18 protein-coding genes are annotated in these 20,898 nt (G+C 38.6%); 8 read left to right on the forward strand and 10 right to left on the reverse strand.

The features are described 5' to 3' along the window. Positions 1-9: 9 nt before the first annotated feature. Positions 10-201 carry a hypothetical protein gene (locus B2906_RS02870; RefSeq protein WP_286935506.1) on the reverse strand — a complete coding sequence of 64 codons (192 nt, stop codon included), beginning with the start codon at positions 199-201 and terminating at the stop codon, positions 10-12. 45 nt (positions 202-246) lie between these two features. After that, on the reverse strand, positions 247-477 hold the full coding sequence (locus B2906_RS02875; protein ID WP_286935507.1) for a hypothetical protein: 231 nt from the start codon (positions 475-477) through the stop codon (positions 247-249). Between the two features lie 219 nt (positions 478-696). Between B2906_RS02875 and B2906_RS02880 the strand changes: the two genes are divergently transcribed. Then, the gene (locus B2906_RS02880) at positions 697-1,152 is read left to right on the forward strand and encodes a GNAT family N-acetyltransferase (RefSeq protein ID WP_286935508.1); all 456 of its coding nucleotides are present in this window, start codon (positions 697-699) and stop codon (positions 1,150-1,152) included. Positions 1,153-1,240: 88 nt separating this feature from the next. On the opposite strand, the gene B2906_RS02885 is transcribed toward B2906_RS02880, so the two are convergent. The 3 genes from B2906_RS02885 to B2906_RS02895 form a co-directional block, all read right to left on the reverse strand. Beyond that, the gene (locus B2906_RS02885; RefSeq protein WP_286935510.1) at positions 1,241-3,085 is read right to left on the reverse strand and encodes a PLP-dependent transferase; all 1,845 of its coding nucleotides are present in this window, start codon (positions 3,083-3,085) and stop codon (positions 1,241-1,243) included. Positions 3,086-3,539: 454 nt separating this feature from the next. After that, on the reverse strand, positions 3,540-4,178 hold the full coding sequence (locus B2906_RS02890; RefSeq protein WP_286935511.1) for a response regulator: 639 nt from the start codon (positions 4,176-4,178) through the stop codon (positions 3,540-3,542). After that, entirely contained in the window at positions 4,171-6,027 is a 1,857-nt protein-coding gene (locus tag B2906_RS02895; RefSeq protein WP_286935513.1) for a sensor histidine kinase, read from the reverse strand. Before B2906_RS02895 ends, B2906_RS02890 begins: the two co-directional genes overlap by 8 nt. A gap of 280 nt (positions 6,028-6,307) precedes the next feature. On the opposite strand from B2906_RS02895, the gene B2906_RS02900 reads away from it, so the two are divergent. Both B2906_RS02900 and B2906_RS02905 read left to right on the forward strand, forming a co-directional pair. After that, positions 6,308-7,147 carry a hypothetical protein gene (locus B2906_RS02900; RefSeq protein WP_286935514.1) on the forward strand — a complete coding sequence of 280 codons (840 nt, stop codon included), beginning with the start codon at positions 6,308-6,310 and terminating at the stop codon, positions 7,145-7,147. Between the two features lie 507 nt (positions 7,148-7,654). Continuing rightward, positions 7,655-7,933, forward strand: coding sequence for a hypothetical protein (locus tag B2906_RS02905; RefSeq protein WP_286935515.1), 279 nt, complete (start codon positions 7,655-7,657; stop codon positions 7,931-7,933). Positions 7,934-7,977: 44 nt separating this feature from the next. Here B2906_RS02905 and B2906_RS02910 read toward each other — a convergent pair whose 3' ends face one another. Together B2906_RS02910 and B2906_RS02915 are read right to left on the reverse strand one after the other, a co-directional pair. Continuing rightward, positions 7,978-8,457, reverse strand: a complete 480-nt coding sequence (locus tag B2906_RS02910; RefSeq protein WP_286935516.1) for a hypothetical protein — start codon at positions 8,455-8,457, stop codon at positions 7,978-7,980. Positions 8,458-8,712: 255 nt separating this feature from the next. Then, positions 8,713-8,847, reverse strand: a complete 135-nt coding sequence (locus B2906_RS02915; RefSeq protein ID WP_286935517.1) for a hypothetical protein — start codon at positions 8,845-8,847, stop codon at positions 8,713-8,715. A gap of 95 nt (positions 8,848-8,942) precedes the next feature. Between B2906_RS02915 and B2906_RS02920 the strand changes: the two genes are divergently transcribed. Then, a complete protein-coding gene (locus tag B2906_RS02920) occupies positions 8,943-9,866 on the forward strand; it encodes an HNH endonuclease (protein ID WP_286935519.1) in 924 nt (307 codons plus the stop codon). Between the two features lie 40 nt (positions 9,867-9,906). On the opposite strand, the gene B2906_RS02925 is transcribed toward B2906_RS02920, so the two are convergent. After that, positions 9,907-11,889: a DUF2075 domain-containing protein gene (locus tag B2906_RS02925; RefSeq protein WP_286935520.1), complete on the reverse strand. Its 1,983-nt coding sequence runs from the start codon at positions 11,887-11,889 to the stop codon at positions 9,907-9,909. A 40-nt stretch (positions 11,890-11,929) separates the two neighbouring features. Next, a complete protein-coding gene (smc, locus tag B2906_RS02930; protein WP_219958815.1) occupies positions 11,930-15,469 on the reverse strand; it encodes a chromosome segregation protein SMC in 3,540 nt (1,179 codons plus the stop codon). An 865-nt stretch (positions 15,470-16,334) separates the two neighbouring features. Between smc and B2906_RS02935 the strand changes: the two genes are divergently transcribed. The 4 genes from B2906_RS02935 (at position 16,335) to B2906_RS02950 (ending at position 18,829) form a co-directional block, all read left to right on the forward strand. Continuing rightward, positions 16,335-16,841 (forward strand): hypothetical protein, encoded by a 507-nt coding sequence (locus B2906_RS02935; protein WP_219958816.1) that lies wholly within the window; start codon positions 16,335-16,337, stop codon positions 16,839-16,841. A 73-nt stretch (positions 16,842-16,914) separates the two neighbouring features. After that, positions 16,915-17,418, forward strand: a complete 504-nt coding sequence (locus B2906_RS02940) for a ubiquinol-cytochrome c reductase iron-sulfur subunit (protein ID WP_091653856.1) — start codon at positions 16,915-16,917, stop codon at positions 17,416-17,418. Then, on the forward strand, positions 17,418-17,960 hold the full coding sequence (locus B2906_RS02945) for a YceI family protein (protein ID WP_286935522.1): 543 nt from the start codon (positions 17,418-17,420) through the stop codon (positions 17,958-17,960). Before B2906_RS02940 ends, B2906_RS02945 begins: the two co-directional genes overlap by 1 nt. Then, entirely contained in the window at positions 17,957-18,829 is an 873-nt protein-coding gene (locus B2906_RS02950) for a DUF5777 family beta-barrel protein (RefSeq protein WP_286935523.1), read from the forward strand. The genes B2906_RS02945 and B2906_RS02950 overlap by 4 nt, the downstream gene beginning before the upstream one ends. Here B2906_RS02950 and B2906_RS02955 read toward each other — a convergent pair. Beyond that, positions 18,826-20,397 carry a hypothetical protein gene (locus B2906_RS02955; RefSeq protein ID WP_219958818.1) on the reverse strand — a complete coding sequence of 524 codons (1,572 nt, stop codon included), beginning with the start codon at positions 20,395-20,397 and terminating at the stop codon, positions 18,826-18,828. The genes B2906_RS02950 and B2906_RS02955 overlap by 4 nt on opposite strands. Positions 20,398-20,898: the final 501 nt, after the last annotated feature.

A 20,898-nucleotide genomic window follows, 5' to 3' on the forward strand; every position in this document is an offset into this window, starting at 1 on the left:
ACTTTGCTCTTAAAAAGACCAGCCTAAGCCCAGATAAAGTGTTTCTGGAAAGGCCACTCCAGTTCTTAGCATAAATCCTTTTCCGGGTTTTTGCAGACGATATCCAATATTAAATGCTACTGGAAGCATATCCTCTGCATTGTTCAGATTAAAATTCGGACCTGCGCTGACTTCTAAATGGTTGGTATTTTTTCCAGTCAAAAATCCATATTGCAAATACAGGTAACTTCCAGAATCTACCCAACCTCAGTAAGTCCCAAGGCCTACCTTCGCAAAGGTCGCTGTTATTCCTTTGTCCAAAGACTGAGTGAGGATTCGCTCATAATTAGACGTTGCAGTGGCCACAATTCCTGCAAAGCCTAAACTGCCTGAAAGTCCATTTTTTCTAAATGAAGGACTTGAATTTTCTTGTGCTAATGCTGTATTGAGGGTCAGTACCAAGCAAAAAAGCAGGCACACTTTGGGCGAAGTTTTCATTTCAGGCTGGGTGAGTAATTCCTCTCTAGAAAGATTGAGGAATATAGGTATAAATTATTGATTTTCAGATCATAATATTGAAGTTGATTTTCCTTTGATTGATGTGTTCTATTTAAAATTTTTATGGTCCAATGAGAAAACCATTAATTTCCGTGATTGCAGGATGAATGGGTTATATTAGCCTTTTGAAAAAATGAAGAAAAATCAATTGTAAGCCATATGAATCTAAGCCATACTGTAAAAGCCTTTCATGAGTTAAGTGTAACCGAACTGTATGATCTTTTACGCTTGAGAAGCGAGGTGTTTGTGGTAGAACAAAACTGCGTTTTCCTTGACTTGGATAATAAAGATCAAAAATGCTATCACTTGCTTCTATATCAAGAGAATGAAATGGTGGCCTATACTAGGATAGTTCCGGCAGGATTATCCTATCAAGAAGTAGCCATAGGCCGTGTAGTCTCTTCACCTGCTCACAGAGGAAAAGGATTGGGAAGAAAGGTGATGGTGCTTTCTATAGAGTACTGCTATCAACTTTTTGGGCCATGCAATATCAGACTAGGTGCACAAACCTACGCCTTGGGATTCTATGAATCTTTAGGATTCAGGGCGGAAGGAGATACCTATGATGAAGATGGGATCGAACATATTGAGATGGTAAGAAAAGCGAAAGTTTGATCCTGCCAATTTGCTTGAATTAATATTTAGGACTTCAAAGATTACTTAACCACTCGTAAATCAAAATTCGTAAATCTGAATTTCGCGACTATAGTTTTTCCGCAAAGTCTTGGAATACCTCCTTATGACGCTCTAAGTCAATATTGTGAGAAACAGATGCTCTGACAATATAATCCTTATCACCTTCTTTGGTGGTTCCCTGAGTGGATGTAGCAGGAACAGTCCAATAGCAACCCTTTAATTGTCCATAGCTCACGCAAAACTTACTCTCATCAGGGATTTCAGTGATCATTTTATTGATCAGCTTAAGGTTTAAGGCCCTTTTGTATACTTCTCTTTCTTCCTCTGTATCTCCTTTTGTAGGTAAATCCAGAGAGAAAACGGAAGGAGTAAATCCTCTTTCAGCTAATTCCTCAGAAACAAAATTGATTTTGGCGCTTGGGAGTTGGTCTTGTATAAAGTTGACAAAGTCTCTAGTATTCACATAGGCATCCTGAATTCGCTGGTTCATGGATGGGAGTTGTCTGGCCAAAATCTCATACTGCTGGGCTGTGGCTTCATTATCACACAAAGCTAGGTGAAGCGCTATTTTATCCATCAAGTTCTCTGCCTTTAAATTGGCCACACAGTAACCAGCGGTACATTCACCGCCGCTTGGGAATTTGGAGCCACTGGCGTAAGAAATAGCTGGGATTACTGAGAGCGTTTCTCCCTCAGGCAAAAATTGTACATTGGGGCAAAATGTCTGATCTAGGATAAAAACAGGTTCAATAGCTGTTTCCCCATTTTCTGTTTGACGGCTGGCACTGAGTACTTCCTTTAATCTTTGTAAGTCCGGAACTTCAACACGAGGGTTGGTAGGTATTTCGGCGATGATGTATGGAATGGCATCTTTTTGAGCGAGCTCTCCTAAAATTCTTTCCAGACTTTGGTTCATGTCATTTCCGGCATCGACTGGTAAATCCACGATTTCTACCTGATCCAAACAAGCGGCAACCCTTCTTGCCTGATCATTGGTCCCACCATAGCAGTTAGGCGGAACAATAAACTTAATTTCCTTTCCAGGATGCTTTTCCATGGCATCATGGACCAATCCCATCATGATAGCATATTGGATAGATAAGCCACTGGATGCTACTAAGGGCTTACTATCTGTGCCTGTAATATTAGCGATGTTTTCCAAAACCGAATCCTTGATTTTTAGATCTCGGGAAGGGGATGCAAGTGAACTTGACTTACCGGCTAAATATTCCAAAGCGGTATAGCAATTGGCGGGAGTCATGGCGATTGTCTCCCTTCTTCGCACATGTTGTATTTCAGAAATGTAGGAAGCATTTTTTGCTCCAATAACCTGAATTACACTTCCCAAATCCCCATGAATGCTGACAGCAAAATCAATGGAAAATGAAAGTTCCGGCTGATCAAATGAGTTTGCTGAGGAAATAAAAATCCTGGTGCCTTCAAAATCTGGAAGAGACTCATTAGAGCTTGCCTTTAGGAGTTCAAACTCATATCCATAAACTTCCCGAATGAGTTCAGCTCCGAAGAAATCTGAAATATCTTCTGAGTAAACGATTTGAGTTTTTTTATGAAGAAAAAGGTTTTTTCTCAGCACAGCTAAAATGGGAGCTGTTTTAGAAGAAAAGCTGATTACCTGATCAAAAGGTAAGTTATTCAATTCAGCAATTGCCCATTCCAAGACACTGGATAGGGGATGCCCCAAGCGAATATAATCGTAAGCCGTTGGCAATTGCTTGAGACCTTCCGAATTGATTTTTCCAGATTCAACAAGGTTTTTGAAATGCTCTAAAAATTGAGTTTTTGCGAGACTTTCCTCATAAATATCCAACCGATGTGTGGTTAAGTTAAGCCAATCGGCAGGCATATTTTTTAAAATTGCTTGTAAGTTTTGTTGGATTTGGGCTCTATTCATTGGGTATTTTCAATTGGGCTGCAATATAGCCTTAAATGATATTTTTAATCTCCAGAAATATCCTGTTTCAGATTTCGAGCATATAACAAGTAGGAATACTAGGAGTTCCGGAATTAGGATATTTTCAAGATAAGAGAAGATAAGCCTTCGGCGAGATAGATTAGAAATACAGTAGAAATAAATAGAAATATGCCTTCGGCGAAATACTATCCGACAGATATGCTTCGCAAGATAGACTCTCCTTAGTCGAGCCAGATATGCCTTCGGCGAAATAAACCTTAAATTGCATTTGTGTCAAAAGCTCCAAAGGAGCGTAATTTCTTAGCCCCGCCTGGAAGTCGGGGTATAAATGTTAACGAGAATCACCCCAGCGCTGGCTCGGGATCTCCATTTGGAAACGATAACTCAATGCCAGCAAGATGTCCGAGAATTACAAATTAAGTCGAGATAAACCTCAGGACTCCATAAATTTCTGATTCTCCACAAATGCCACCAATTGAGCTGAATTTTTCAATCCTAACTTTTGAATCAAATTCCTCCTATGGGTATTGACTGTCAAATCACTCAAAAAAAGCTTCTCGGCAATTTCCGCTGATGTCAAACCCTCCGCTATTAAATATGCAATCTCTTTCTCCCGCTTACTGAGAATATTTAGTTTAGAATAAGTTTCTAATCCCTGGGTATTTTCCCCTGTAGACTCAGGAAAAGTAGGGATCCCCTCGATAGCATTATTCAAAGCCTGAATCAATGCCTTTTTACTGATCGATTTCGGCAAATACCCTATAGCTCCTTCCATTCTGCATTTATCCACGATGTTGGGATTATTTTCCATAGTAAGCAGGATAATTTTACTGGAAACAGATACTTTTTTCAATTCCCTGATAGAAGCTATACCGTCAGAATCAGGTAAAAAATAATCCAATAAAATAATGTCAGGCTGGATTCTTTTAACCTCCTCCAAACCCTTTTTAAAAGACTGTGCATGCGAAAGTTCTTGAATAAACGACTCTGTACCAATCAAAGAATAAACTCCTTGCGCAAATAGCAAGTGATCGTCTATATGCACAATTTTAATTTCACTGAAGTTAAGCATGTAGCGGTATAATTATGATATGGCTGGTTCCGCTTGCGCTGGATTCCAATTCCATTTTCCCCTTAAGATAAGCAACTCTTTCTTGAATATTTTTTAGGCCAATTCCCTTTAAACCAAGATCAGGATCAATTCCTTTTCCATCATCTTCTGCAATGACTTCTAGCTCACCCTCCCTTTCCGAAATACTGATCAGCGCTTTTTTAGCTTCCGAATGCTTAACCATATTTTGAAGTAGCTCATTGATAATTCGATAGAGAATCAATTCCGTGGATTTCCCCAAATCTGTACTTACTTGATAATAGAAATGGATTTTCAGTGGGTATTTTTTCTCCAAGAGCTCAATCTGCACTTTCAATACATTTTCCAAACCATTCTCTTCCAGATAGTGAGGAGTTAGATTGTGGCTAAGCGAGCGGGCTTCCTGTATGCTTTGCTCTATCATTTGCCTCAATTCATTTAAGGATTGCTTAGAATAATTTTCTTCTATTGTCTCAGTCTTGATATAAAGGCTTGCCAGCATGCCGCCTATGCTATCATGAAGATCCCTGCCCAATCGCTTACGCTCATCTTCCTGAACTTGTATCAAATGTTCAGCAGCCTGCTTTTCCCTTTCCAAAATCTCAATGGAGAGCTTTTCTTTTTCCTTTTTGAAAAGTGAGGCTCTTCTTGCAAAAGCTGCGGTAATTACTCCCGTTTCACCCATCAACGCAAAAGCACTTCCGTAATCCACCAAATAATGAGGCAAACCCATAGGTAATATTTTTTGATTGAGTTGCAGCACAATCCCAAACAGAGCCAAAATAGCTATTCCGAGCAGGTAATATCCAGCAAGAGGCACCTTGGCTTTCCATTGAAGAAAAGGATATAATAGAATCAAAATGCTGGTAAGTAAGGAAACAAACAGCGTGATCTGGAGAAAAAGTGATTTGCTCGAAATACCATCCATTATTCCCAAAGGTAAAAGCAAGGCCAAAGCCATCAAAGCTTGGAAAATTGCAGTAGCCCAAATCCACTTGGCTGTTTTTTTTCCAGTAACAGCGGGAGGGAAGAAGTTGACCACCAAAAGCAAAATCAGCACATTGGTCATCAAATTGAAAAAAGGTCTGGCAATTCCAGTCCAGGTAGTCTGAGTAGGCCAGAGAAATTGAAATGTCAAGCCCCAGTGGGTGGCCAACCAAAGAGAAATTGCTAAAACATAGGCCGCATATATTGCTCCACTCCAAGACTTCAATTCTGCAGCAAAGAAAACTGCGAAAATGAAAATGATACACATCCAGCCCAGAATACCCCCTATGATCAAAGTATCATTGGTCTTTTTTTGATAGAAAGTCTGGAAATCCAGAATCTCAGGCTCTATGTGAAATGTTTCCCCAGATTTATCCATCTGCAAAAGGACTTGAAGCTTGCTATTCGCAGGAATAGTAAATGGGATAATTAAATCCCTGTCAAGGAATGGTCTTTTTTCGAAAGGATATAAGTCCCCCAGATCCATTGATGAGGAATTAGCTCCATTTTCAAAAACCTGGATACGGTTGATATGAGGATTGTTGGAAACAAATAATAATGACTGTAAACTATCCGCATCATTTACTATAGTAAATCCCAGCCACCACTGACTTTTGGTTATACCCTGATTAAACAAACTTTTATTCTGCTTTAAAGTGTCAAACCTTTGCCAAGCCTCTGAAGGAGTGTAATTCTGATCTGGAAAGATTCCAAAGTTCAATTGGTCCTCCTTTTCATTGCAGGAAAGCAAATTGATCAATAGAATAGAGCCAAGGATGTAACGGAAGTTCCACCGGCAGTACCAGATGAATACAAAGAAGCTATTCTTTAAACACTTACCCATTTAGAGGATAAACTAGAGTGAATGTGTAGGGTGATGGTTGAATCCGGAAGCAAGATAAAGATTGAACTGAATTCAAAACAATCCTCTATAAAAATACCAATTTTTAGGTATAGGAAGGCTTCATATTTAGGCTGAAACTTGTGAAATAAATAGAAAGACCGAGGAGGAGTATTTCCAAATTGATCAGGTAAATATGAAATGCCCATGAGGAAAAATCTCATAAAGGGGAATGATTATCCGGGGCATTCCATCTGGCCTTTTAAAAACAAAATATTTACAGATGAAACACGTGCAGAGCGTATTTAGAATAATACTCATATTGATGGTTTTCTGTATGATGCCTAGCTGTGATTTGATTGAGGGTTTGAAAGGTGATAGCCTTGACTCATATTATATCTCCAGCATAGGTTCTTTAAGTACTCCAGAATTATCAGGCACCTTAAAAAATGCTGATAAAACTGATTCTAATTTGAGAATTTATGGATTCAATGCCAGTGAATCGAAAGTGAATTTAATATTGGGAAACAATATCATGGTGAATCTCACCTTTTCCATTCCTGCTAAAAAAGGGACCTTTACCATAGTTCCAGATACTTTTAGCAATGATGAAGTAGATATTTATGCAGATGGTTTTTCTTTAAAGTTTAAATCAGGCACAGCTACTGTGAGTGAGTTTTCCAAAGACATAAAAGATGAAACCAGAGGAAAAATTTCCTTTAGACTTCAAGGAAATGGAGAATTTGGTGGATCTGACCCTAGATTTCCGCCTACTCCAATCAGTTTTGATTTTAGAGTAAGTTTTGATAATAGAGATGATCCTCCTTATGTCCCACCAGTTTCCAGTGATGACTCTGGAGGATCAGGAGGAGGTTCTGGAGGCTCCGGTGGTGGCTCAGGAGGCTCAGGAGGATCTGGTGGTTCTTCAGTGTCTTATTGTACGACTACCTACCAAGGGCCAACAGGAGCGCCTCAGCGAGATGGATTTTGTCAGGCAGCATGGGTTTACTTATGTAAAAATGGATTAAGTCCTGATTCTAGGGAAGTGAAAGAGTATTGCCGATTGTATGCTCAAATGAATCAGATAACTACACCTATGCAAAACTGTCCTTACTGCAGATAGATATCAATCGGAGGGGATTTTACATATTAGTTTAGGGGTGATTTTTGGAACTTTTTGATTGATATATTTTTCGAATGACCTTTCGATTTGGCTTGTGTGATCCACAGGCCATTTTTTTTTTTTATAAAACTTAAATTATCCAAGAAGCAAATCCCCCTTTGTACCTTTATTTTTTGTAAGAAAACACAGACCCTGAAGGGGTCGAAGTTTATAATAGCTACGCCTGAGGCGCACAGGCCCGAGTGCAACTCGGGGTATAAATGGAAACGAGATTCACCCCAGCGCTGGCCCGTGATCTACATTTGGAAACGATATCTCAATGCCAGTAAGACAGGGAAGGGGCTTGTTTTTATCGGATTGAAAATCCTACGATAGGTGCTCGAGATTACAAATCTCGAGCAGCCGAAACCCAATAACCTTCTGATAATCAATGTTAAAATATCAATTACCGAATATTTTTTTGTATATTCTTTTTGATAAATCACTAAAAACCCAAAATAAACGCACATGGATAAGCTAGAAAAACTGGATATGATGGATAAAATTCTTCGGGAATTTGAAGATTTAAGAAACTCCCAAACTTCCGTTTTAAAGAAAATATCCAAGATAGAAGCCGACAATATCAATTTGGGAGTAAAGCTGCTGGAAGAAAAACTAACCGATATTTTCTTTGCGGTAGATACTAACTTAAACCTTGTCTCAGAGCTCGAAGAGCAATTCCAAGAATACCGGGATAAGTTCTACAAAGACAATAATATTGCTGCAATGCAGGCGGAGAGGGAATGATTTAAAACCCCCAACCACAAATTGGGGGTTTAAGCATTTTAAAATTACTTTTTATTCCATTTCATAATAAATCCACCACTTTTATCCTCACTTGGTTTAGTATACCGACTTCTTCGTAGATCTTCATGAAACTTTTCTCCTGGACTCTTTCCGCCTTCGTCAATTTCCAAATGGCTGATCGATGCCAAAGCTAATTTTGGATCAAATGGAATGATCAAAGCAAATTTAGACTGAACTATCAATGAGAACGGGCCTGAACTCAAGCCAAGGCTCAAGCTAGCCCCTTTAAATTTTCCTGTCTCTCCAAATTGTAAAATCATATAGGGCACTATGCCTGTTAGATCTAATTGGGAAGTCTGATGATTGTGAGTAAAAGAAAATAAGAGAGATGAGTTGTCAGAACTCAAATAATTCCCCACCTGAATGGTACTGGCTGAGGTCATAATTTCAAGAGCTGAAACTTCCTTTTTCTGACCTTGATGAAAATGGATAAAAAGTGCCTGGGTAATTTTGTAATCGGACATGATAACGTGTTTTTAAAGGTTGAACATTCGTTACCATCAAGAAAAGGAGAGGAGTGCAGGTAAACATTTTTGGTCTGCAATGACCCTCATCGATTGACCACCGTGGTGTTTGACTCGGTTGGTATCAGACATGCTGATTCTTGATGATGCATACAAGAAAATAATATTTGACATCAAACAAAAACAGTCTGATTATTTCGACATTAAGTGTCATTTAAAAGATTATAAAACTGCTGAAAAAGATTAAAAAGAATCCTACAGTTTGATCTCCACCTGTTCTTTATTTCTGATGGTATTCATTAAAAACTCTCGGATCTCAGTTTCACTGATTCGGTAGGCATTCAGGATTTTAGCAACTTTTCGGATATCATCTTCCATTGACTTTTGCAAATGGGCAATTTTGAGAGAAAATTTATTAAACTATAATTCCCTTTTTAAGAATAAATATTCGATTTTTAAATGTTTTAGAATTTATAAATTTTTAAATGAAGCTCGAAGTTGTTTTAAGAGATATCAATAGGCTAAGAAGAGCAGGGACTAGATACGGAAAGGCTCCTCATAAGCCTATTTTGTTTTTGACTTTCCTCGACCTTTTTGATTCAGGAATTGTCACTGAAAATAAGATTTATGTCAATTCAGATCTTGTAGGAATATTCCATGAAAATTGGTCTTTATTGGTCTATACAGGCCATCAGGAAGATTTTACTCAACCATTTTATTATCTCCAAAACGACAAAATTGATAAGAAAAACTTCTGGTTTCTATTGGCTAAACCGGGCTATTCTATTCAATCACACATTAAAAACATCTACACACTTTCTGAAGTCTTGAATTTTGCCCATTTCTCAGATGATTTATTTTTACTTCTAACTGATTATGAAAACAGACAAATAATACGAAATCATATTTTAGAAACCTTTTTCCCTGGATTAAGACACGGGTTTTTAAAAGAGAAAAAATCAGATTCTACTTATTTAAAAAGTATAGATTCATATGTCCTTAATGAAATTCCGGCGGTAAAGAGATTGAAGGTTGCAGAGGAAGAAATGGTTTATGTCAGAAATGGGACTTTTAAGAAGTGGGTTCCAAAAATATATCAGAATACCTGTGCGATTTCTAAAATGAAGCTGGTGTCCACCTATGGCTATAACTTAATTGATGCTTGTCACATACGACCATTTGCCGATAATCAAGATGATCGTGTGACCAATGGTATTGCACTTTGCCCCAATCTTCACCGGGCCTTTGATCGGGGATTGATATCTATTGATTCAAATTATAAAGTATTGGTTTCGGATCAAATAATTGAAGATAAATCCCATCCCTATGGACTGGAAAGCCTTAAAGGAACTCAAATTTTACTTCCTTCTGAAAAACACCTTCGGCCTGATCAAGATAACTTGGAGTAGCATAGGAAATATAGGTTTTCAAAATAATTAGAAGAGAATCTTAACTAATTGAAGGAATACCAATTGATCTAAAATACTCAAATGTATTGTCGTAGAATTGAGGATTTCTAGTATGGTCACTTTCATTTCCCTCTGGAATTAAAATAACCATTCCTTTTCTGGCTCTAGTTAATAGAACCCTATAGGCATTTATTAAATACCTTTGTCTTTCTTCTTTATTGATTTTTTGCCAATTATTCCCTTTAAAGGAAAAAGACCTCCAACCAGAATTGGAATATCTTAAATCTCCATCCCAAGTAACACATGCCCAATCAAGTTCTAAACCTTGTACTTGAAACTCTGTCGCAACATCTTCTAGAAAGTATGATGATCGAATATCATCTTTACCGTTTAGAAACCAATGAACCGGGTTGATTGGAGATTTAACATCAATTGCCAAAGGTTTTAACCTATAAGCCTGAGAAGAGACTACGATCCCATATCTTTCTGAGCCTCTTGCTTTTTCCTTTAACCATTTTTTTGCTTTATTGATTGACCTTGTAATTACTATTGGATACTGGTCTTGAAAACTTTGTAAAGTTTGTTTCGATTCTTTCTTATTTAGATCCAATAATTGTTTAACAAATAAGGAAAGCTTTTCGGCCCTTATGGAGCGCATAGAAACACCCAAATGTAAATCTGGGTTAAATACGACTTTGCATTCATTTTTTAAATCAAGAATAGAGTCCATTGCATCATATTCTGAATCAAAAAGGTAAGGGGAAATATGTGTTTCCCAATCCTTAAATTTGGTTCTTATCGCTTTAATCCATTCTGAAATTCCTGCTTCTCCTGTATTTATCTCTTGCCCTCCGCCTACTAAACAGACGATAACAGCCCAGTCTTTATGCCTATCTAAGCAAGAGATTAAAAACTCTGGCTCTGAAGAATCAAACCCGATAATTCCTTTTTTTCTAGCCATAAAACTGACTGTTTGTTCTTTATTCCATGCCCTTTGTGCTTCATCAAATATTGCTACATGATCATAAGGAGGTATTTCAATGTTGCTTAAGTAAGCATCTCGATAATGGTGGATATTTTGAATAAATAGTTTAACATTTCTTCTGATGTCTTGCATTCGGGGCTTCTTTCCAAGTACCTTTTCTGATTTATATTTGTCTCTCGAAAGTGCTTCTTGAAGAACCATAACTAAAGGCCCATTTCCAGATAAATAAACGCTGGAATCACCAAGCTCTTTATCTAAATGATCTGTTGCTACTTTTAATCCGACAAGAGTTTTTCCTGCACCGGGAACACCGGTTACAAAACAAATGACTTTTTTCCCAAGAGTTTTAGCATTTCTTATTTGATCTGAAATGTATGTAGTAGTCTGATTGAGATTTTTAGCATCAGAATCACTTTTTGTTATTTCTTCAACAGTATGATTTTTATACAAACTAACTGCTGCTTCAATTATTGTTGGAATTGGCTGATAACTGCCTTTTGCAAACGAATTATCAATTGACTTCTCATTATCCCCAAATAATTCCAAAGCCTTTTCGATTGTAATTTTAAGGTCCTTTGAATTTGTTCTTACTGGTTTAAATAGGAAATCATTATGGGAGGTGGTATTAAACTCTATGAATGAATTTGAGGCATAGGTTGCAATAAGGATTGGAATTAAGATGGAATCATGACTAGGCTGGTGGAAACTTTTTAAATCTAGTGCGTAATCCCAGACTTGTTCAATATTGTGATTTAGGTAATTATATTCACCAACTTTGAATTCAAGGACGAAAACAATGTTTTGTATGAGAAGCAGGCAATCAATTCTTTTTCCCATTCTGGGAACAGAAAATTCAAAAAATAGGTAGCCCTCTTTTCCTTGTAGAGCTTCTTTCAGGATTTTAATCTGATTTTCCCAAGCAAAAACTTCATTCTGGTTATTTCCAAATTGATTTGTTAGGGCAATTTCTCCAATAATTGATTCTTCACTTTTTTCTAAAAAAAGCTTGATAGAATCACTGTAATAAAAATTTAGCATTCATTAAAAGTTGAATTCAAAAATTAAAGTAATTTTTTTTCTAAGCCAACTCCCTTAAATCCACCGGCACAACTCTACTTACTCCCGCCTCAATCATGGTAATCCCATAGATGATATCTGTGCTGGCCATGGTGCGCTTGTTGTGGGTAACGATGATAAACTGGGACTCTCCGCTGAACTGCTGGATAATCTGGTTGAACTTGTCAATATTGGCATCGTCCAAAGGTGCATCCACCTCATCAAAAATACAGAATGGGGCTGGCTTGAGCAGATAGATAGAGAAGAGTAGGGAAGTGGCTGTCAAAGTCTTTTCTCCCCCAGAAAGCTGATTGATAGTCAATGGTCTCTTACCCTTTGGCTTGGCCATAATCTCTATGCTGGACTCCAGAGGATTGTCCGGATCGGTCAGCTTTAAGTCGCAATCATCCTGCTCTGTAAAGAGGGAACGGAAGACCTTGATAAAGTTCTCCTTGATCTTATCAAATGCCTCCAAAAAGGTCTCCTTGGCCACATCATCGATTTCTTGAATGGTGGTCAATAAGGATTCCTTAGCCTTCACCAAGTCATCTTTTTGCGTAATGATAAAGTCATGACGCTCCTTGATCTCATCGTAGGCCTCCATGGCCATTGGGTTGATAGGGCCGATTTTCTCCAACTTCTCTTTATGCTTCTGAACCAAGCTTCTCAAGTCTTCTTCGGAGAAGTCTGCAAATTCTTCATCCAACTCTGGATTTTCCTCCATCAGCTGATCCAGATCCAACTCGAATTCCACACTCAGACGCTCTTTCATGGAGGTCATTTTCAGCTTGATCTCATTGATGCTATTCTGTAATTCATGCAACAATTGATCATGACTTTCCTTGGCTTTCTGTAGACTGCGGATTTTCTGATCTGTTTCATCAATCAAGCCCCGACTACCGTAATAATCCTTTTCCGCTTCAGTAACCCCAGCTTCTATTCCTTCTTTTTCTGAATACAATTCAATCAATTCATCATCCTTGATCTCATTGTTTTCCAATAGACCTTTGATTTCTGAATCCAAAGAGGCCAATTCAGCTTGGGACTTTTCTATACGCTCCTTGGAACTCTCATAAGCATTTTGCTTGAACTCAATCTCCTGCTCCAGGCTATTCACTCGGTTTAGCTGCTGATGATAGAGGATATTTTCCTGGTTGAAAGCCTGAGATTTTTCGGAAAGCAAAGAAGATTCTTTCTCCAAGTCCTCCGTCAGCATTTCCAGATCCTGAGCCGCAGATTCATATTCACCTCTCTGCTCTAATAAATCCGGTTGGATAGTGGATAGACTTTCCTCCAGTTCAGCAATTCTATCTAGGATATCCTCTCGCTTGTTGGCATTGGAAGAAAGTAATTCTGCCAGTTGTTCTTTTTTGGTTCGAACCGAGACATAAGACTGATTGATCTCATTGATCGCTGCCTGCTTTTCCTCCAATTGCTTTTTGTAGGAAATCTCCTTCAGCTTCATCAAGTCAGAAAGCTTTTGATCCAGATTGGATCGGGTAGCAGAAACTTTCTTATTGAGTTCTTTGATCTCCTTGTCTAGCTTTTCCAGGTTCTTGGCTCTACCGATTCTTTTTCCTTCGAAAAGGCCTACAGAACCACCGGAAAGGGAGAATTTACGTTTGGTGTATTTGCCGCTTTCGGAGATAAACACAGCCTCGGTGTCCTGAGGAAAATCCTTGTAATCTCCCTGCACGATGTAGACATTGTCCAGAATGAAGTTGATCAAACGACTGTATTTGACATCAAATTCTATGATTTCGGTGGCAGCGATGGCATTCGTGAACAACTTGCTTTGGCTGGATTTGAAGCGCTCAAAATGCTCCAAAACAAAGAAATTGGCTTTTCCACGGGAAGCATCAGAAAGCAATTGGATCGCTGCAATTGCCTGTGCTTCGGTGTCCACCACATAGTAGTTCATGTATCCCTCCAGGTAATTCTCTATGGTAACCCGGTATTTTTCATCCGTAGTCAAGAGATCGGAGAGGAGGGGTATATCTTTTCCCCAAGAACTGTTCTTTTTAAGAAATTTGATAGCCTCTGGAAAACCTTCCAGATTCTCTACCAAGGATTTGGTGAGGTTATATTCGTTTTGCTTGGAGTCTAATTTTCTGGATGAGGTGGTCAATTCCTCGCGGATCATCTCAATGACCCGATTGGATTCCTCGATCTTCTGGTCCAGGTCTTCCTGCTTGTTTTTCAAGCTGGTGAATTCCGCTGTTGCCTGATCCAGCTCTTCTTTCAAGTCTACTATTTTGGCTTCAAAATCCACCAAAGAAGCTTCCTGGTGGGAATCATCTGAGGAAGTTCTCTCAAGTTCCTGCTTTAAAGTAGATAATTGAATTTGCTTGATTTCTAGGTCTTTGCTGAGTTGGTAAACTCTTTCCTTCAATCCTTCAAATGCCTGTTGCTGAGATTTCTGTTGCAATTGTTTTTCAGCCTGAATCTCCTTTTGGGATTCGTAGGCAGCTCTGAGTTCAGAGACAACAGCTTCTTTTTCGGCCAGCATTTTTCCCGCAGATTCCATTTCCTGTTGAAGGGATCGGATGGAGAAGCCTGCTCTATCATTGGATTTTCTATCAGCATCTATTTGCTCCCGTAATTTTTGGGATCTGTCTTCCAAAAAGCGGAGACGCTCATTTTTGATTTTCTTTTCAGACTCAAAAGAGCGGATCTTATTGACATGCTCATTGAGTGTCTTTTGACGAGAAGCCAAGAGTTTTTCCTTAGAAATCAAATCTGCTTTCAACTGGCTTAACATAGCCTCTTGGTCTGCGATTTGAGTTTGGAAGGAAAGTTTGCGGTCAGATTCCGCCTGGATTTTTTGATTCGTTTCAATCAAAGACTTAGAGTACTTCTCTATACTCTTTTTAGCCAGATTGATGGAAGCTGACTTGTATTCAGCTTTGATTTCAAAGTATTTAGCTGCCTGTTTTGCCTGCTTTTCTAAGGATTTGAGGTTTTTCTCAATCTCATAAAGCAAATCTTCCACCCGCGCTAAGTCAGCATCTGTGTCTTCTAGTTTGCGAAGGGTTTCTTTTTTTCGGGTTTTGAACTTGGAGATTCCTGCAGCTTCTTCGAAGAGTTCCCTACGGGAATTGTTCTTATCATTGAGCAACTCATCAATCATTTTTAGCTCGATGATGGCATAGGAATTCGAGTTGATTCCCGTGTCCATGAAGAGATTCGTAATGTCCTTCAATCGACAGGTCACCCCATTGATCTGATATTCACTTTCCCCCGAGCGATAATAGCGACGGGTAATTGTGACATGGGTATACTCAGTAGGGAGGAGGTTTTTGGTGTTTTCAAAAGTTAGGGAAACTTCGGCCAAGTTGGAAGGCTTACGGTTTTTGGTCCCATTGAAAATCACATTTTCCATTTTATCCGAGCGGAGCATTCGGGTTTTTTGTTCACCTAATACCCAGCGAATGGCATCGACTACATTAGATTTTCCACAACCATTAGGCCCTACGACACCGGTAATACCTTTGTCAAAATTGATGACCATTCGGTCGCCAAAACTCTTAAAGCCCTTGATCTCCAGTTTACTAAGTAGCATGTGATTTTATCCTCTTTCTAAAAGCAAGTAAAATAGTATCATTTGAAGGAATTGGCAAAAATTAAAAGACTTTAGAGGAAATAAATGGTGTAAGAAATATAGTTGAAATAGATAGAAATGTGCCTAAGGGGAGATAGAATAGAAATACAGTGGAAATAAATAGAAATACGCCTACGGCGAAATATTTTAAATAATACTCTTCAAGATTAAAAAAGATATGCCTTCGGCGAGATACGGATCAATTCTCCTTTTGAACCTTTATTTTTTGTTAGATAACTCAGACCCTGAAGGGGTCGAAATTTATAATAGCCCCGAGTGGAACTCGGGGTATAAATGATAACGAGAATCACCCCAGCGCTGGCCCGAGATCTACGTTTGGAAACCATATCTCAATGCCAGCAAGATGTCCGAGAAATACAATTGAAATAAATAGAAATACGCCTTCGGCAAGAAAAGGAGTAATTGAGTAATTGAGTAATCCAAGCCCAAAGCTTTTGGATATTATCGATGGATTTATTAGTTCAAATGTTCATGGTTCAATGTTCATTTTACTCCGTTTTGACCCATAAACCAGAAGCCTGAAGGGCTTAAACTCATGAATAACCCCGCCTGAGGCGGACAGGCCCGAGTGGAACTCGGGGTATAAATAATGACGAAATTCACCCCAGCACTGGCCCGAGATCATGCTGAGAAGCAGCAACGGAAAGCCTAACAAAATCCCAGAGGGATTAAAGCTCGGTAACAAATTGGAATCGAATTCATCACCATGCCGTAGGTATGGAAGGCCTATAATAAATTTTATCATTCCAATCTAAATTTTAGACCTACTCTCAACAATCCACCCAAATTCTATTATCTTCAAGCTATGGACTTGGGAAATATCCTTTACATTTTGGCCGTTTTGGCTTATTTCATTTACACTGCTACTCGGAAAAAGAAATCTGAGGAAGGTGTAGACCCTTCTGATACTCCAACCAATCAACCCGAGCAAGGAACTAGTTTCGAGGACCTACTCCGTGAAATCCGGGATCAACAGAAAAAACCAAGAACGCAGGAAGCTCCCAAACCCATCAAAAAAGAACCTGCCCCTGTTCAAATGCCGGAGACAGTAGAGGAGTTGCCATGGAAGACCAAATACAAGTCCTTGGAGGAGCAGGATGATGAAATTCAGTATTACGAAGGAGCATTCAATAAAACCAAATCGGATCTTAGCAAGACTTCGAAAGGGGTTCCAGAAATCCCATCAGTGGTAGAAAGAGAAGAATCCAGAAAGTCTATTAGGTCCAACCCTTATGCTAGGCTTCTGAAAAACTCCTCTTCCATGAAAGATGCCATCGTCCTAAAGGAGATTCTTGATAGAAAGCACTTTTAATCTTTTCTTAAACATTTTTAATCCACAATTGCTTTTTATCTCGTTAGTAAAAATGTAACGACATAGAAAGGAAATGAAAAAAATTGAAACAAAATCAGGAAACCTGAGCTCCTCAAGAAGAGAGTTCTTAGAGAAATCAGGATCAATAGCTGTAATGTCCATTTTCGGACTTGGATTTTTCACTGCATGCTCGAGTTCTGAGGACATGGACCCTCAACAACCCCCTCAAAACCCACCTACATCAGGAGGAGGATCAAATGGTATCACCATTTCTGGTAATACTGTTAGAATTGACCTGGATGTTCAGACTGGATTGAAAACAGCAGGCGGCTGGTTGTTGGTAGTTGATGCTCAAACTTTAATCGTTAATGTTGGTGGATCTTACAGCGCGATGACTTCAGTTTGTACGCACTCAGGTTGTGATAGAAACTGGACATTTGGAAGCAATAAATTCACTTGTACCTGTCATGGTTCTGAGTTTGATACCAACGGAAATGTCTTAAAAGGACCTGCCAATCAGGCTTTGAGATCATTTTCAACAAGTATCAACAACAATATTTTAACCATTACTAAGTAATGAGAAATCTGATAATTGCATTTTTATTTTTTTTACCTTCTCTCGCTTTCAGTCAGAGTTTTAAAACTGAAAGTGGAGAGGCTATATTCCTTTCTAAAGCTCCATTAAATGAGTTTACAGGAGAATCTGAAAAGCTCAAAGGGCTGATTGATCTGGAGAAAAATTTGGTGGACTTTTATTTGGATTTAAATACTTTAAAAACTGGAATAGGCCTACGAGATAGGCATATGAGGGAAAACTACCTGGAAACGGATAAATTTCCCTTTGCAGAGTTTACTGGAAAAATGAAATCTATCCCTGCTCTGAATACCGGTACAACATACCCAGTGGCTGTGGTTGGTAAGTTTAAAATCCATGGGATAGAAAGAAACGTGGAAATTACCGGAAATCTCCAGAAGACCTCTAGTGGAAACCTAGAGTTGAAAGCCAAATTTGATATCCTTCTGGGAGATTATGAAATTCCACTTCCCAAATTAGTTTTTTATGAACTGGCCGAAAAGCAAGAGGTCAGTATCAATGCCACTCTCAAACCCGTAAAATGATGAAAAAACTAGCTGTATTTGCCTTTTTGATGATTTCCTTTTCTTCTTTCGCTCAACTGGAAAGGAAACTGGAAAATGAAAATCAACCGGTTGATCTAATTTTTCATGCACCTCGTCACATCAATATTTTGACTGTGGAGCCATTGGATAAAAAGTCCATGCACTTTGCGATTATGCACACCTTTGGCACATTGAACGGTGGAATTGAGAACCTTTTTGGTTTGGACAATGGAGCAAATATTCAATTTAGCTTTGAGTTTGCCTTGACCGACAAATTATCAGCAGGTATTTCCCGTAGCAGTAGAGACAAGGTCTATAATTTGTATGGGCGTTATTTGCTCCTTGAGCAAACTCAAAATGACAAAATGCCTTTCAGTTTAAGTTTGGCTGGTGGAGCAGGTGTAAATACTTCCCGTTATGATTTCCTTCCTGAGCCTGCACCGAATTTCTCTGAGCGTAGCAGTTATTTTGGACAGGTAATGTTGGCTAGAAAGTTTTCAGAGAAAATCTCTCTACAGCTAACTCCTATGATGGCATATTTTGTTGATCCAAGATCAGTTTACCAGATTGAAGGTGATCAAAATTTTTACCTCGCCCTTGGCTTGAGCGGAAAATTCAAGGTAACAGACAGATCTTCTTTGACTCTGCAGTACATCCCAAATCTTAATTCAGATTTAAGAAGTAATGTTGGTATAGGCTGGGATGTGGAAGCAGGCGGACACGTGTTCCAAATGTATTTCGTGACCTCTCAGGCTTTAAATGAGCAATATTTATTGGCAGGTGGCAATGGCGTACCGGGAGAGGAGTTTAGATTAGGATTTAATGTGAACCGGATTTTTGCGATCGGCCAAAAGAAAAGAAAGTATTAATCCTTTCTTGTATAGGTTCTGGTTTCAATAAGTCCCTCGGTTTTGCTTGATTCCAAGGAATAATTGATAGGTATGGCATTTTCAAAATTACTCACATCCACCTCCTCTTTAGGATAGGCATGTTGGTAATATTGATAGAGAAAAAGTCTGATTTTTTCTGGCTTTAAAGCGATGATAGAGTCAGCTTTTTCAATCGGAATCAACTTTTCCATTTCTTCAGAATCTCCTTCCAAAAGTATTTTTTTACTGAAATCCAGAAAGTTATTTATCAGGATAGGTGATTCTGCTGTTTCCTCTACTTCTGAATCCAGTTGATTTAGAAGACTTTGATATTGCTTGATTTGATGCTGATAGTAAAAGGAATAAATGGCAGGGAAAAGCAATAAAATCGCTATTCCAATCAGGCGGAAATTTTTATACTGAATCCACAAACAAATACCCAAAGCCAATTGGAAAAATGCCATTTTCCAATCCGAAGTAATTGCGGAATAAGTCAAGCCTAATAGGAGTAAATTAGCGAGCAATTGCTTCCATTTGAAGGAATTGATCCAAGTATCCCACCCTTTTGCGATAAAAAAGGAAAGAAAGGGTATTAGAATAATCAGATGTCTAGGATTGAGGTAAATAGGGTTATAAAATTCCAGCGTAGAGCTCATAAACCAAAATCCAAGAATCAGGCAAATGAAAGCAAGGGTGAACTCAGGATGAGACCTTTCTTTCCATAATTTCCAAAATCCAGGAATAGCAAGAACTATCCAAGGCCAATAAGCCCGTTCAATGAATGTTAGAAAAGGAGAATATGTGATCCTTTTGATTATGCTGGAAATTCCCTTGTCGGCATAGGTGAATTCGGATACATAATGTCCTGCATTGATAGAGGTAACTCTGTAGAAAGGATCTCCAAATTTAGCCCAGAAATACCCCAGATAGAGCAGGGCTGCTGTAATCCCACATGCTACCAAGGTAATATAAAATGACTTCTGGACAGGCTTTGAATTAAAGTCAAAAAGAAATAAAAGGATAGGAAAAGGAGCCAGAAAAACGATGGTTTCTTTCGTGATGAAGCCCATGAACAAAGCGAAAACCATGGTAATACCAGAGATAAAGGGTTTTTCGAAGCGCAAGCTTGCAGCTGCTACAAATAAAGTGCACCAAAGAACCAAAAGGCTGTCCGGGTAGATTTTTGTTAGAAAATGCAAGAAATAGACATGCGTTAAAAACCAGAGTGTGAGGATGAGTCTTTCATTTTTTGAGGAAAAAAATTGCAGGAGCAAATAATAGGTAGCCCAGTAGCTTAAGAAAGATACCAAAGAGATCCAATGTATATCCCAGTCAAATAAAAGGCTGAAAAAACCGGCAGGTACAAAAGCTCCCCAGCGACTGGAAAAGTGATAGGAGCCCACTTCCATGGTTCCATTCCAAAACTCTTTTCCTGCAAGGATATAATAGACATCATCACTGAATGTGATTCCATCGTAGCCAAAGAGCCAGAATAGAAAAAGCATAAGACTTCCAATAGAACTGATTTGCCATTTGGAAGGATATACATTGGCTAAAAAAGATTTCATGATAGAATCAAAATTAGGAAAAATATGTACTTGAAAGGTAGACTATTATTTTTTGATTTTGGATTAAGAGAAAGATTTAGAGGAAATACAATTGAAATAAATGGAAATACGCCTGCGGTAAGAAAAGGAGTAATTGTGTAATTGGTTAATTGAGTAATTGAAGCCCAAAGCTTTTGGATATTATTGATCGGTTTTATTAGTTCAAATGTTCAAGGTTCAAGGTTCAAATAGCCCTTAGTCAAATTTTAGGGTTAGTACCATTTTGATTTCAACTATCAGGAGGTTGAGATTTGACTAATGAAATCCTACTTTCAAAAGCTCCAAAGGAGCGTGATTTTTTAGCCCCGCCACGGCGGACAGGCAGGGGTTTTAACCACTGGTCCAAGAGTCTTAGACCCTGAAGGGGTCGAAATTTATAATAGCCCCGAGTGCAACTCGGGGTTTAAAATGTAGTTTCATTTCCCCAGCGCTGGCCCGAGATCTCCATTTGGAAACGACTAC

The organism is Algoriphagus sp. UBA3586 (assembly GCF_002376385.1).
In the GTDB taxonomy this organism is placed as follows: Bacteria; Bacteroidota; Bacteroidia; order Cytophagales; family Cyclobacteriaceae; genus Algoriphagus; species Algoriphagus ornithinivorans.